At 70.2% G+C, this 13,514-nt stretch carries 12 protein-coding genes; 8 read left to right on the forward strand and 4 right to left on the reverse strand.

Features of this window, described 5'->3' with window-relative positions:
- Positions 1-149 precede the first annotated feature (149 nt).
- The gene (locus O9K63_RS10130) at positions 150-1,019 is read left to right on the forward strand and encodes a hypothetical protein (protein WP_277237551.1); all 870 of its coding nucleotides are present in this window, start codon (positions 150-152) and stop codon (positions 1,017-1,019) included.
- A gap of 18 nt (positions 1,020-1,037) precedes the next feature.
- Here the strand turns inward: O9K63_RS10130 and O9K63_RS10135 are convergent, their stop codons facing one another.
- Genes O9K63_RS10135 through pdhA form a run of 3 tightly spaced genes read right to left on the reverse strand, consistent with a single transcriptional unit; the run spans position 1,038 to position 4,683 of the window.
- Entirely contained in the window at positions 1,038-2,447 is a 1,410-nt protein-coding gene (locus O9K63_RS10135) for a dihydrolipoamide acetyltransferase family protein (RefSeq protein ID WP_277237553.1), read from the reverse strand.
- A 14-nt stretch (positions 2,448-2,461) separates the two neighbouring features.
- Positions 2,462-3,451, reverse strand: coding sequence for an alpha-ketoacid dehydrogenase subunit beta (locus tag O9K63_RS10140; RefSeq protein WP_277237555.1), 990 nt, complete (start codon positions 3,449-3,451; stop codon positions 2,462-2,464).
- A complete protein-coding gene (pdhA, locus tag O9K63_RS10145; protein ID WP_277237556.1) occupies positions 3,448-4,683 on the reverse strand; it encodes a pyruvate dehydrogenase (acetyl-transferring) E1 component subunit alpha in 1,236 nt (411 codons plus the stop codon). Before pdhA ends, O9K63_RS10140 begins: the two co-directional genes overlap by 4 nt.
- Positions 4,684-4,918: 235 nt before the next feature.
- On the opposite strand from pdhA, the gene hisC reads away from it, so the two are divergent.
- Positions 4,919-5,995 carry a histidinol-phosphate transaminase gene (gene hisC / locus O9K63_RS10150; RefSeq protein WP_277237558.1) on the forward strand — a complete coding sequence of 359 codons (1,077 nt, stop codon included), beginning with the start codon at positions 4,919-4,921 and terminating at the stop codon, positions 5,993-5,995.
- A gap of 5 nt (positions 5,996-6,000) precedes the next feature.
- Here hisC and O9K63_RS10155 read toward each other — a convergent pair whose 3' ends face one another.
- Positions 6,001-6,393, reverse strand: coding sequence for a phage holin family protein (locus tag O9K63_RS10155; protein WP_277237559.1), 393 nt, complete (start codon positions 6,391-6,393; stop codon positions 6,001-6,003).
- Positions 6,394-6,521: 128 nt separating this feature from the next.
- Between O9K63_RS10155 and O9K63_RS10160 the strand changes: the two genes are divergently transcribed.
- The 6 genes from O9K63_RS10160 (at position 6,522) to O9K63_RS10185 (ending at position 13,503) form a co-directional block, all read left to right on the forward strand.
- Positions 6,522-8,282, forward strand: coding sequence for a substrate-binding domain-containing protein (locus tag O9K63_RS10160; protein ID WP_277237561.1), 1,761 nt, complete (start codon positions 6,522-6,524; stop codon positions 8,280-8,282).
- Between the two features lie 137 nt (positions 8,283-8,419).
- Positions 8,420-9,694 (forward strand): MFS transporter, encoded by a 1,275-nt coding sequence (locus O9K63_RS10165; RefSeq protein WP_277237562.1) that lies wholly within the window; start codon positions 8,420-8,422, stop codon positions 9,692-9,694.
- Positions 9,695-9,808: 114 nt separating this feature from the next.
- On the forward strand, positions 9,809-10,204 hold the full coding sequence (locus O9K63_RS10170; protein WP_277237564.1) for a BlaI/MecI/CopY family transcriptional regulator: 396 nt from the start codon (positions 9,809-9,811) through the stop codon (positions 10,202-10,204).
- A 24-nt stretch (positions 10,205-10,228) separates the two neighbouring features.
- The gene (locus O9K63_RS10175) at positions 10,229-11,074 is read left to right on the forward strand and encodes a M56 family metallopeptidase (protein ID WP_277237566.1); all 846 of its coding nucleotides are present in this window, start codon (positions 10,229-10,231) and stop codon (positions 11,072-11,074) included.
- A 98-nt stretch (positions 11,075-11,172) separates the two neighbouring features.
- The gene (locus tag O9K63_RS10180; RefSeq protein ID WP_277237567.1) at positions 11,173-11,901 is read left to right on the forward strand and encodes an AIM24 family protein; all 729 of its coding nucleotides are present in this window, start codon (positions 11,173-11,175) and stop codon (positions 11,899-11,901) included.
- A gap of 168 nt (positions 11,902-12,069) precedes the next feature.
- Positions 12,070-13,503, forward strand: a complete 1,434-nt coding sequence (locus O9K63_RS10185; RefSeq protein ID WP_277237569.1) for a cytochrome ubiquinol oxidase subunit I — start codon at positions 12,070-12,072, stop codon at positions 13,501-13,503.
- Positions 13,504-13,514 lie beyond the last annotated feature (11 nt).

Below are 13,514 nucleotides of genomic sequence, written 5' to 3' on the forward strand. Positions count from 1 at the left end.
CTCCCGGGGGCGGCGGTCGGGGTGAGCCGAGTCGCCACAGGCTGCGTGTCCCGTTCCGTGCCGGGCCACACCCGTTGACAACGTGAATAGTCTGGTTGTTCTCGGGGGGAGTTCGGTGGGGGCATCCTCGCCCACGGAGTGGGGGCACGATGAACAGAACTTTGAGGGCCCGTCTCGGCGTCACCGTCGCCGTCCTCGCTGTGGGCTCGCTGCTCCTGGTGTGGATGTTCCAACGTCAGGACCACGGCCAGTACTCGGCCGCGGACATCTCCGCGGCAGCAGACGGCACCGCGGTGCAGCGTGCTGCCGACCTTCGCGTGTTCTTCGCCCACCAGTCGGTCGGCGACGATCTGGTGAGCGAGATCCCGGCCGTCTACGCCGCGGCAGAGGTCACCTCGCCGGAGGTCATCGAGGTGTCCGGAGACCCTCGTGAGGGATCTGCCGTGCCGTCCTCGGACGAAGGCTTCTTCGCTCACACCCGGATCGGTGAGAACGGCGACCCGATCGGCAAGCTGGAGGAGTTCGATGCCTGGATGAGGGCCGGGATGGCCGACCGTGTCGACGTCGCCTTCATCAAGCTGTGCTACGTCGACCTCACCGGCGACACCGACGCCGATGCTGTCTTCAAGCGGTACAACCAGACCCTGGCCAGCCTCGAACGTGACTATCCCGACGTGACCTTTGTCGTCGTCACCACGCCCCTGTCCACCGAGCCAGAGCTCAAGACGAGGATCAAGGGCCTGCTGGGCAGGGATCATCCGGCTCCGAAGTCCAACGCGGTGCGGCAACGTTTCAACGAACTCCTACGCGAGCAGTACGGGACGCGGGTGTTCGACGTGGCCGCCTTCCAGTCGACTGCGCCCGACGGCTCCAGGATCCGCGGCACCGTCGATGGACAGGAGTACTTCGCGCTCTACGACGGCCACGCGCGCGACCAGGGACACCTCAACGACACAGCATCAGCGGTGGCGGCAGCGCGACTGATGACCTTCCTCGCCGACGCCACCGCCCCCGACTGAGCACGCAGGCGCAGCGCATCAGGCCCAGAGGAAGGCCGTGCCCGGGTCGTTCAGCAGTGCGGCGACGTCGGCGAGCAGCTTGCTGCCCAGCTCACCGTCGACGAGCCGGTGGTCGAAGGAGAGCGCGAGCTGGGTGACCCAGCGCGGCTCGATCGACTCGCTGCCGTCGGCACCGGTGACCACCCACGGCGTGCGCCGGACCGCACCGAAGGCGAGGATGGCGGCCTCGCCCGGATTGAGGATCGGGGTGCCCGTGTCGACGCCGAAGACGCCGACGTTGGTGATCGTCGCGGTCCCACCGGACAGGTCGGCCGGCTGCGTCTTGCCCTCACGGGCCGTGGCGACGAGGTCACCCAGCGCGCCGGCGAGGTCGTGCATGGAGAGCCGGTCTGCGGCCTTGATGTTGGGCACGAGCAGCCCGCGCGGCGTGGCCGCGGCGATGCCCAGGTTGACGTCGCGGTGGTAGACGATCTCCTGCGTGGCGTCGTCCCAGCTGGCGTTGGCCTCCGCGTGCCGGCGCAGCGCCAGGGTGAAGGCCTTGGCGACGACGAGCAGCGGCGTGACCTTCACGTCCCGGAAGGACCGATCGCCCTTGAGCCGCTCGACCATGTCCATCATCGCCGTGACGTCGACGGTGACGAACTCGGTCACGTGCGGCGCCGTGAACGCCGAGGAGACCATCGCCTGTGCGGTGGCCTTGCGCACGCCCTTGATCGGCAGGCGGGTTTCCGCAGGGCCATCGGCGAAGGGGGTGACACCAGTGGCGGAAGCAGCGGCAGCGCCGCCGGTCGCACCGGCCGCACCCGTGGACCCGGAGGCCGCCGACTCCACGTCGGCGCGGGTGACGATGCCCCCTTCGCCCGTGGGGGTGACCGACTGCAGGTCGACGCCGAGGTCCTTGGCGAGCTTGCGCACCGGCGGCTTGGCCAGGGCCCGGGTCGCCTGCGGGCTCAGCGGCTCGGTCGGAGCAGCCGGGGCCGGGGCTTCCGGGGCCGGCGCGGGCTCGGGCGACACCGGTGCGGCAGCTGCGGGGTCAGCGGCTACCGGCGCTGCACCCTTGCGGGCGCGACGGCGGGTGCTGCCGGCCTTGGCGCCGTAGCCGACGAGGTTGGGGCCGGCCGACTCGTCGGCCTCGCCCGCGCCTTCCGCCGGGGCCTCACCCGCCGGGGCGGCCTCGGGCGCGCTGCCCTCGACCTCGACGGCGATGATCGGGGCGCCCACGTCGACGGTGTCGCCCTCGGCCACGAGCAGCTCGGTGATGGTGCCCGCGAAGGGGATCGGCAGCTCGACGAGGGACTTGGCGGTCTCGACCTCGATGATGATCTGGTTGACGGTGACGGTGTCACCGGGCTGGACCTTCCAGGAGACGACATCGGCCTCCGTGAGGCCCTCGCCGGGGTCGGGCAGGGTGAAGTGCTGTACGGCCACGGTGGTCCTCCTGGTCAGTGGGCGAGCGAGCGGTCGACGGCGTCGAGGACGCGGTCGAGGGTCGGGAGGAACTCCTCCTCGAAACGGCTCGGCGGGTAGGGGATGTTGTAGCCCCCGACCCGCAGCACCGGCGCCTCGAGGTGGTAGAAGCACTCCTCCTGGATCCGGGCCGCGATCTCCGCCCCCATCCCGACGAAGGTCTGCGCCTCGTGGACGATGACCGCACGCCGGGTCTTCTTCACCGACTCCATGATCGTCGGCAGGTCCAGCGGGCTGAGCGTGCGCAGGTCGACGACCTCGAGGTTGCACCCCTCCTCCGCCGCGGCCTCGGCCGCCTGCAGGCAGGTCTTGACCATCGGGCCGTAGCACAGCAGCGTCGCGTCGCTGCCCTCACGGACCACGCGGGCGTCGTACAGACCGAGCTCGGGGGTGCCCCCTTCGTCGATCTCGGTCTCGCCGCGCTCGTGGTACCGGCGCTTGGGCTCGAAGAAGATCACCGGGTCGTCGGACTCGATCGCCTGCTGCATCATCCAGTAGCCGTCCGCCGCGTTGCTGCAGGTGACCACCCGCAGGCCGGCGGTGTGCGCGAAGTAGGCCTCGTTGGACTCGCTGTGGTGCTCGACCGCGCCGATGCCACCACCGCAGGGGATGCGGATGACCAGCGGCAGCTTGAGGTGCCCGAGCGAGCGGGCGTGCATCTTGGCGACCTGCGAGACGATCTGGTCGAAGGCCGGGTAGACGAAGCCGTCGAACTGGATCTCCACGACGGGCCGGTACCCGCGCAGGGCCAGACCGACCGCGGCCCCGACGATGCCGGACTCGGCGAGCGGAGTGTCCATGACGCGGTGGTCGCCGAAGTCCTTCTGCAGGCCCTCGGTGATGCGGAAGACGCCGCCGAGCTTGCCGACGTCCTCCCCCATGAGCACGACCTTGGGGTCCTTCTCCATCGCGCGCCGCAGTCCGGCGTTCAGGCCCTTGGCGAGGCTGAGGCGGGTGCCGCTCATGCCTGGCCCCCTTCCTCGGCGAAGCCGGCGTGGTAGGCGAGGAACTCCTCGCGCTCGGCCTCCACCAGCGGGTGGTACTCGGTGTACTGGTGGTCGAACATCGTCGGCAGCTCCGGGTCGGGCATCTCCTGGCAGGCCTTGCGCACGCGCGCGGCGATCTCGTCGGCCTCCGCGTCGACGGCGGCGAAGAACTCCTCGTCAGCGTGGTTGCGCTCGGCCATGAAGCCGCGCATCCGCTTGATCGGGTCCTTCTCCTTCCAGATCTCGACCTCGGCGCTGCTGCGGTACTTGCTCGGGTCGTCGGAGGTCGTGTGCGCGCCCATCCGATAGGTGTAGGCCTCGATGAGGGTGGGGCCCTGACCGGAGCGGGCCTTGTCGAGCGCGTCCTTGGCGACCGCGTAGGTGGCCAGCGGGTCGTTGCCGTCGACGAGCACGCCGGGGAAGCCGAAGCCGCGGGCGCGCTGGTACGGCGGGATGATGAACTGCTTCTCGTTCGGCTCGGAGATGGCCCACTGGTTGTTCTGCACGAAGAACACGGTCGGCGCGTTGGTCACGGCCGCGAAGACGAGCGCCTCGTTGAAGTCGCCCTGGCTCGTGCCGCCGTCACCGGTGAAGGCCATCACGGCCGCGTCCCGGTCCGGGTCGCCGGTGCCCATGTCGCCGTCGGCGGCGATGCCCATGGCGTAGCCGACCGCGTGCAGCATCTGGTTGCCGATGACGATCGTGTAGAGGTGGAAGTTGTTCTCGTTGGAGTCCCACCCGCCGTGGTTGACCCCGCGGAACATCCCCAGCAGGTTTTCCGGCGGCACGCCGCGGCACCAGGCGACGCCGTGCTCGCGGTAGCCCGGGAAGGCGTAGTCGTGGTCGCGCAGCGCGCGGCCGGCGCCCACCTGTGCGGCCTCCTGGCCGAGGAGACTGGGCCACAGGCCGAGCTCACCCTGGCGCTGGAGCGCGAAGCCCTCGGCGTCGATGCGGCGCACGAGGACGAGGTCGCGGTAGATGATCCGCGCGTCCTCGCTCGTCATCTCCTCGACGATCTGCGCGTAGGGGGCGTTGGTCTCGTTGGTCTCCAGCCGGTTGCCGTCCGCGTCGACGAACTGGACCATCTCCGGGTTCTCGTCGGAGAAGTGCCCGTAGATCTGCGACGGGGGCGTCGGCCCCGACTCGGGTGAGGGCTGGAAGGCCCCCTCCATGCGGGACCGGGCGTGCCCGGCGACCTCGTTGTCGCTCAACTGATGCTCCCTTCGCTCCACGTCCCGGGGGATCGCCCCGTGCCGCGGCAGTGAGGTGCGCCGCCAACGGCGCAACGTTCGGCTGCGGCCGGCTTGTGACCGGGACCACAGATCTCATGGTGTCGACCCAACCTAGCGTCTCACTGGCTGGACACCCAAACGCCCCCTGTCGGCCCCCCTTCGCCCTCGTCCACCCGGCGACACGGCCCACGCTCAGGTGGTTAAGGTGCGCTCCATGGACTCCCCCCGGATGCGCTCCGCCCTCGACCAGGTCCCGGCCTACGTCGCCGGCAAACCTCCGACGCCGCGTGAGGGGCTGACGGTCTACAAGGTCTCCTCGAACGAGAACCCGTACCCGCCGCTGCCCTCGGTGCTCGAGGTCGTGCGCGAGCGCGCCGCCGAGATCAACCGCTACCCCGACATGGGCGTGGGCGCCCTCACCGACGCCCTCGCCGCGCACCTCGACGTGCCCCGCGAGCAGGTCGCGACCGGTACCGGGTCGGTCGGTGTGCTCGGGCAGATCATCCAGGCGATGTGCGATGCCGGGGACGAGGTGGTCTTCGCCTGGCGCTCCTTCGAGGCGTACCCGATCGTCACGCGGATCGCCGGGGCGACGCCGGTCATGGTGCCGCTGACCGACGAGCACCGCCACGACCTCGACGCGATGGCCGCCGCGATCACCGACCGCACCAAGGTCGTGCTCGTGTGCACCCCCAACAACCCGACCGGCCCCTCGGTGACCCACACCGAGCTGGTCGACTTCATCGCGAAGGTCCCCTCGCACGTGCTCGTCGTCGTCGACGAGGCGTACCTGGAGTTCGTCGACGACGAGGACGCCGTCGACGGGCTGGCGCTGCGGCGCGAGCACCGCAACGTCGTCGTGCTGCGCACCTTCTCCAAGGCGTACGGCCTGGCCGGCCTGCGCGTCGGGTACGCGGTGGCGGACGAGCCGGTTGCCGAGGCACTGCGCAAGACCGCGACCCCCTTCGGCGTCAACCACCTCGCGCAGGTGGCCGCCGTCGCGTCGTTGGAGGCGAAGGGGGAGCTGGACGAGCGCGTGCAGCGGCTCGTGGCCGAGCGGGCCCGGGTGGTCGACGGACTGCGCTCGGCCGGGTGGGACGTCCCCGCGACGCAGGCGAACTTCGTGTGGTTCCCGCTCGGGGAGCGCACCCCGGACTTCGTGGCGGCCTGCGACGAGGCGGGGCTGTCGGTGCGGCCGTACGGCACGGACGGCGTGCGGGTGACGATCGGCGAGCCGGAGGCGAACGACCGCCTGATCGAGGTCGCCGGGCAGTTCCTCCGGGGAGCCTGAGCCGGTCAGTCGTCGTCCGGCTCGGGCAGGATCCAGCTGAGGATCATCGCGACGATCGTGACGATGAGGGCACCGAGCACGGCATCCCACCAGAACTCCTCGATGACGAAGCTCAGACCCAGCGGCTCGGAGATCCACTCCGTCAGCTGCAGCAGGAAGGCGTTGACCACGAAGGTGAACAGCCCGAGCGTCAGGACGATCAGCGGGAACGCGAGCAGCTTGGCGATGGGCTTGACGACCGCATTGACCACGCCGAAGATCAGCGCCACCAGGACGATGGTCGCGAAGTTCGAGGCGAACGTCGTGCCGTCCTCGGCGAGGACGATGCCGTCGATGAGCCACGCGGCGACCCACAGGGCCACCCCGTTGACGGCCGTTCGGATGAGGAAATTGGTCATGCGGACAGCATGGCAGGTCACCGGAGGGTGACGTCCGCTACTTGTGGGTCACAACGAGCCCACACGAGCAGTCCGTGGGCCATACTTGCGCGCGGCTGGTGACGACCGGCGACGAAGGAGTGCGACACATGAGTGCCCAGGACCGACCAGGTCGGCGACGCGACGTCTGGGACGACGACGAGGACAGCACCTCGTCGAGTCCGGCCACCCCCGAGCCCACCACCGCCGAACGCTCGTCACTCGACGGGAGCACGGGCGAGGCCACCAGCCGCCGCACCCTCCACCGCGGCCGGCGCCGCCGCCTCCCCTGGTGGGTCGTGCTGCTCGTGCTCCTCCTCGTCGCACTGCTGTGCCTGGGCGGCGCGTGGTCCTTCCTGCGCGGCGAGGGGTCCGCCTCCTCCTCGTGCGGTGACCCGCTGGCCGTCTCCGCGGCGCCCGAGATCGCCGAGCCCCTCGAGGAGGCCCTGGAGAAGGTCGAGGGCGAGTGCACCGATTACCGCGTCAGCGCCGTCTCCGCCTCCACGGCCACCAAGAACATCAACGAGGGCATGGCGCCCGACGTGTGGGTCCCGGACAGCTCGACCTGGATCGACGCGATCGACCAGGAGACCACTCCCGGCCAGTGGCTCGAGGGCCAGTCCATCGCCTCCTCCCCCATCGCCCTGGCCGCCGGGTCGGAGACGGAGGGCGCGCCGAGCGAGGCCTCGACGTGGACGCGGATCATCGACGACGAGGGCGACCTGCAGATGGCCAACCCCGACGTCGACACGGCCAGCCGACTCGCCTTCCACGCCAGCCGCGTCGGCCAGCCCGCGCGGATCGGCCTGGAGACCGGCGAGCGCCTGATCTTCCTGTCGCGCTTCGCCGCTCCGTCGGTCAACAAGCTCTTCGAGGACTACGCGAGCGACCCGAGGAAGAACACCCCCTTCCCCGCGTCCGAGCAGGAGATCGCCACCTTCAACAAGGAGCACGACGACCTCCCGCCCCTGCGCGCGGTGATGCCCGAGAAGGGCACGCTGTCGCTCGACTACCCGTGGATCACCAACCCGGAGCTGACGGGCGAGGCCCTCGAGGCCGCCGACAGGGCACGCACCGAGCTCGGGACCATCGACGTGCGGGAGTCGCTGACGAAGGCCGGGTTCCGTGACGCCAACGGCCAGGACGGCCCGACGATCGCAGGGCAGGAGGCCGCCCCGGTCGAGGAGCTCGATGCGCCGGGCCGCAACGAGCGGGTCGCACTCGTCGAGCAGTGGGACATCATGCGCACGGACATGCGCATGCTCGCCGTCGTCGACGTCTCCGGCTCGATGCAGTGGGACAGCCCCACCCCGGGCAGGTCCCGCTGGGACGTCACCCAGGGTGCGCTCACCACCGGCACGGGCCTGCTGCCCGCCGGCAGCGAGGTCGGCGCGTGGGTCTTCAGCACCGACCGCAAGGGCGGCCGGGACTACGAGGAGGTCGCCCCGGTCAAGCCGATGAACTCCGCGCGCGGCAAGGGCACCCACCGGGACCACCTGGCCCAGCTCGTCGCGGACGGCGACAAGTGGCTCGGCGGGGACACCGCTCTGTACGACACGATCTGGGCCGCCCACCAGCAGATGGTCGACAGCTACGACCCCGAGTTCGTCAACTCGCTCGTCGTCTTCACCGACGGGGAGAACGACGACCCCAACGGCGGGCTGTCCCTGACCCAGCTGTTGAACAAGCTCGACGAGTCCTACGACGCGCAGCGCCCGGTCCGGGTCATCACGATCGGCATGGGCGAGGCCGACGCCTCGGCCCTGCAGAGGATCGCGGACGAGACCGGCGGCACCTCCTACATCGCCGAGACCCCGGAGGACATCGAGCGGGTGTTCGTCGAGGCGCTGCTCGCCCGCGGCTCGGGCTGATCCGCTCCCTACGCTCCTGCTCCACCTCGTGGGCATGTCCCACGAGGTGGAGCAGGAGCGTAGCGACGTCCACGACCGAGCGCGCGCACGAGATTCGCGTGTCGGCCCACGCGAAGGGGGGCGGCTAGGGTGACGCGGTGCGTCGCCTGAGGGCCCTGCTGGCCGACACCCGCCCCCTGCGGGTACCGGCGTACCGCAGGCTCTTCACCGCGCAGATCGTCACCGTGATCGGCGCCCAGCTGACGGTCGTCACGGTGCCGGCGCAGATCTACTCGATGACCGGGTCGAGCGCCTACGTCGGCCTGACGGGCGTCTTCGGTCTCGTGCCCCTCGTGATCTTCGGCCTCTACGGCGGCTCGCTCGCCGACCACGTCGACCGGCGGCGGCTGCTCACCTTCACCACGTGGGGCCTGATCGTCACCTCGTTCGTGTTCTTCCTCCAGGCCGCGCTGGGCAACACCAACGTCTGGCTGCTGCTGACGATCTTCTCGATCCAGCAGGCCTGCTTCGGCATCAACCAGCCCACGCGCTCGGCCGTGCTGCCGCGGATCGTCCCGCACGAGATGCTCCCGGCGGCCAACGCCCTGAACATGACCGTCTTCACCGGCGGCGCCATCGCCGGCCCCCTCGTCGGCGGAGCGCTCATCCCGGTCCTCGGCTTCTCGTGGCTCTACCTGGTGGACACCCTCTTCCTCTTCGCCACCCTCTGGGCGGTGATCTCCCTCCCTTCGCTCCCGGTCGAGGTGGTGGCCGGCTCCTCCCCCGGCCTGCGCTCGGTCATCGACGGCTTCCGCTACCTCGCGACCCAGCCGGTGCTGCTCATGTCCTTCGTCATCGACCTCATCGCGATGGTTTTCGGCATGCCGCGTGCGCTCATCCCGGAGATGGCCGACATCGACTTCGGTGGGCCGGCCGAGGGCGGGCTCGCCTTCGCGGTCCTCTTCGCCGCGATGCCGGCCGGGGCCTTCCTCGGCGGAGTCCTCTCGGGGTGGGTCTCGCGCGTGGAGCGGCACGGGCTGGCGGTCGTCGTCGCCGTCCTCGTCTGGGGTGGGGCGATGGTCGGGTTCGGCGTGGCGGTGGCCCTCGCGGACGGTCGCGCCGGCGGCTGGCTGGCCCTGGCCGTCGTGCTCTTCGCGGCCGGCGGTGCGGCCGACGTCGCGTCCGCGGCCTTCCGCTCGACGATGCTGCAGAGATCGGCGACGGATGCGATGCGCGGGCGGCTGCAGGGCGTCTTCATCGTGGTCGTGGCCGGCGGCCCGCGCCTGGCCGACGTCCTCCACGGGCTCGTCGCGAGCAGCCTCGGCGCGGCTGCGACGACGATCCTCGGCGGCGTGCTCGTCATCGTCCTCACCATGGCGGCGTCGGCAGCGGTGCCGGCCTTCGTGCGCTACCGGGTCGCGCGTGCGGGATGAGGACCCGCCGGGTGAAAACTCAGGAAGCACGCGTATCATCAACTACATCGTGTCGTACACCCTGCCGCGGACAGACCACGTGGATGCGACCCGACGATCGGGAAGGAGCCGGACATGCCCAAGAACGCGATACTGGGTGACCTCGAGCAGGCGATCATGGACGTGCTGTGGACCGACGGCGGGGCGCTGACCGTGCGGGAGGTCCTCGACCGCCTCACGGCCCGCGACCTCGCGTACACGACCGTCATGACCGTCCTCTCCCGCCTCGAGACCAAGGGCGTGACGACCCGCGAGCGCGATGGTCGCGCCTGGCGCTACCGTGCGGCGGCCACCCGCGAGTCGATGACCGCGCAGGCCATGCGCGGCCCGCTGGACGATCTGAGCGGCGAGGACCGGCAGGCCGCGATCCTGCACTTCCTCTCCGAGGCGAGCGCCGACGACCTGGACGCCGTGCGGGCCGCGATGGCCGAGGTGGAGGCGAAGGGGGATCGCCCGCGCCGTCGCCGCTGATGGGGATGCGGCAGACTCCACTGTGTGATCGCTGCACTGTTGCTGCTCTGCGCGGCAGCACTCATCGCCGTCCCGCACGTGCTCGTGCGGGCCGAACGGCTGCGCCGCAGCCCGCGTGCGGCGCTCATCCTGTGGCAGGCCCTCTCGCTGTCCGCGGTGCTCTGCCTGCTCGGCGCGGGGCCGATCGCGTGGCTGCGGCCACGACCACTGCCCCCGGTGCCGGGTGGTGTCGTGACCGCCCTGGCCACCATCGCCTCCCTCGGCGTCCTCATCCACCTGCTCGTGCGCACCCACGACGTGGACCGTCGGATCCGGACGGCGCGGGACGAGCACCGGCAGCTCGTCGACCTCGTCGGCCGCCACGAGGGCGAGCACACCCGGGTCCTGAAGTCCGAGCAGGTGGCCGCCTACTGCGTCCCGGGCGCCCGCTCGCGACTGGTCATCACCGACGCGCTCACCGCCCTGCCCAGTGACCAGCTGGCCGCGGTCGTCGCCCACGAGGAGGCGCACCTGCGCGAGCGGCACGACCTGGTCCTCGAGTTCTTCACGGTGCTGCACACCGCGACGCCGCGCTTCATGCGCACGGACGCCGCGCTGACGGAGGTGGCCCTGCTCATCGAGATCATCGCCGACCGGGCCGCGTGGCAGGAGGTCGGCGAGGTCTCGCTCGCGCGGGCGATCCTCTCCCTCGCCGAGGCGGCGGGCGAGCAGGTCCCCACGGGCATCTCCGCCGGAGCCGGTGCGGCGGCGACGAGGATCCGCCTCCTCCTGAGCGACGAGCCGGCGCCGTGGCAGACCCTCGCCCTCTACCTCTTCTGCGTCGCCGCGCCGACGACCCCACCGGTGCTGTCGGTGCTCGTGGCCGGCTGATTCGCCGGGCAAGTGCCCATGGCCCGGGCAGGGTCGTCGGCCATACAGTGATCGGCAGGCACCCACGGGGGGATGTCATGAACCAGAGAGGATCCACCATGCCCATCCACGGCACGCTGTTCCAGGAGTTCAAGGAGGAAGCGACCTCCGACCAGTTCTCGCTGCAGAACAAGAAGATGCTCAAGGTCCAGATGGGGCACGGCCCCGTCATGGCGAAGAGCGGCTCGATGGTCGCCTACCAGGGGGACGTCCGCTTCGCGAACAAGGGCTCGGGAGGCCTGGACAAGTTCATCAAGAAGGCCGTCACCGGCGAGGGCGTCGACATGATGACCTGCTCGGGGCAGGGCGAGCTCTTCCTCGCCGACTCGGCGAGCGAGATCCAGGTGATGTACCTCGAGAACGACATGATCTCGGTCAACGGCAACAACATCATGGCCTTCTCCGCGTCGATCGACTGGGACATCCACCGCATCCAGGCCCGCGGTGCGGCGATGACCGGCGGCCTGTACAACGTCACCCTCCGCGGCACCGGCTACGTGGCGATCACGACGAAGGGGGACCCGGTCGCCCTCGACGTCTCCGGTGCCCCGACCTTCGCCGATGCGCAGGTGGTCGTGATGTGGACGGCCGGCGTGCGGATGGACATCAAGGTCGACACGGGTGGCCTGAAGTCGATGATCCGCGGCGGCACCGGGGAGATGCTGCAGATGGCCTTCGGCGGCGAGGGCTACGTCCTCGTCCAGCCGGCGGAGTCGGTGGCCGACGGCGGGCACCAGCAGTCCTCGGGGAGCAGGGGCTCCGGCCTGAGCGACTTCCTCGGCGGCTGACCCACGCCGGCGAGGACTCCTCGTGCACGAACCCCGCTGCGCGCGCAGCGGGGTTCGTGGTCGTTGAGCGGGGTTCGCGGACGGTGAGCAGCCCTCCGTGACACGGCTCCCGACCACCCGCGTAGTATCTCTTACATCTTGTCGTACTAAGAGCCGTAGGAGATGCCGATGGACGTGCTCGAACTAGCTCGGTGGCAGTTCGCGATCACCACCGTCTACCACTTCTTCTTCGTGCCGGTCACCATCGGACTGTCCGCGATCGTCGCCTGGTACCACTCGCGGTGGATCCGCACCCGCAACGAGGAGCACCTGCGGATGGCGAAGTTCCTCGGCAAGCTCTTCACGATCAACTTCGCCCTGGGACTCGTCACCGGCATCGTCCAGGAGTTCCAGTTCGGCATGAACTGGTCGACCTACAGCCGCTTCGTCGGCGACATCTTCGGCGCCCCGCTCGCCCTGGAGGCGCTGCTCGCCTTCTTCCTCGAGTCGACCTTCCTGGGCCTGTGGATCTTCGGCTGGGGCCGGATCCCCGAGCGGCTGCACGCGGCGACGATGTGGATCGTGCACATCGGCACCGTCCTGTCGGCCTACTTCATCCTCGCGGCCAACTCCTTCATGCAGAACCCCGTCGGCTACCGGATCAACCCGGACACCGGCCGTGCCGAGATGGCCGACTTCCTCGCGATGCTGACCAGCCCCGTGCAGCTCGTCGCCTTCCCCCACGTGATCACCGCCTGCTACATGGTCGGCGGCGCCCTCGTCATGGGCGTCGGCGTGCACAAGCTCCGTCAGGCGAAGGGGGGCGCGCTCGCCGATCGCAGGATGTACCGCCACGCGGCCCGGCTCGGCGCGGTCGTCACCCTCGTCGCCGGCCTCGGCGTCACCATCAGCGGTGACGTGCAGGGCAAGGTCATGACCGAGGTGCAGCCGATGAAGATGGCGGCCGCGGAGGCCCTGTACGAGACCCCTCCGGAGGGTGAGTGCGCCCCCTTCTCCGTGCTGACCGTCGCCGGCCTCGGCGGGGAGGACCCGACGCACGTTCTCGAGATCCCCTGCCTGCTGTCCTACCTCGGCACCGGCAGCTGGGACGGCCAGGTGCAGGGCATGGTCGAGCTGGAGAACGAGTACCGCGCCTCCTTCGGCGACAGCGAGCTGACCCGGGCCGACACCTACATCCCCCCGATCGCGATGACCTACTGGAACTTCCGCCTGATGATGGGCGCCGGCTTCTTCGCCATGGCCGTCGGCGCGTGGGTGCTGTGGGCCACCCGCAAGGACCGGGCCCCGATGCAGCGCTGGGTGGGGCCGCTCATGGTCCTCGCGCCGATCGCGACCATCCTCGGCCACAGCTTCGGCTGGATCTTCACCGAGATCGGGCGCCAGCCGTGGGTCGTCTTCGGCGAGATGGCCACCCACACCGCGGTCTCCCCGTCCGTCGGGTCCACCGACGTGTGGATCTCGATGGGGGTCTTCACCCTGCTCTACGGGGCACTGGCCGTCGTCGAGGTCCGCCTCCTGCTCGAGTACATCCGCCGCGGCGCCGAGCCCTTCGAGGAACCCCGCCTCGTCACGGACGACGAGCCGCTCGCCTTCACCTACTGATCCAGGAGTCT

It is taken from the genome of Janibacter cremeus, assembly GCF_029395675.1.
GTDB lineage: Bacteria > Actinomycetota > Actinomycetes > Actinomycetales > Dermatophilaceae > Janibacter > Janibacter cremeus_A.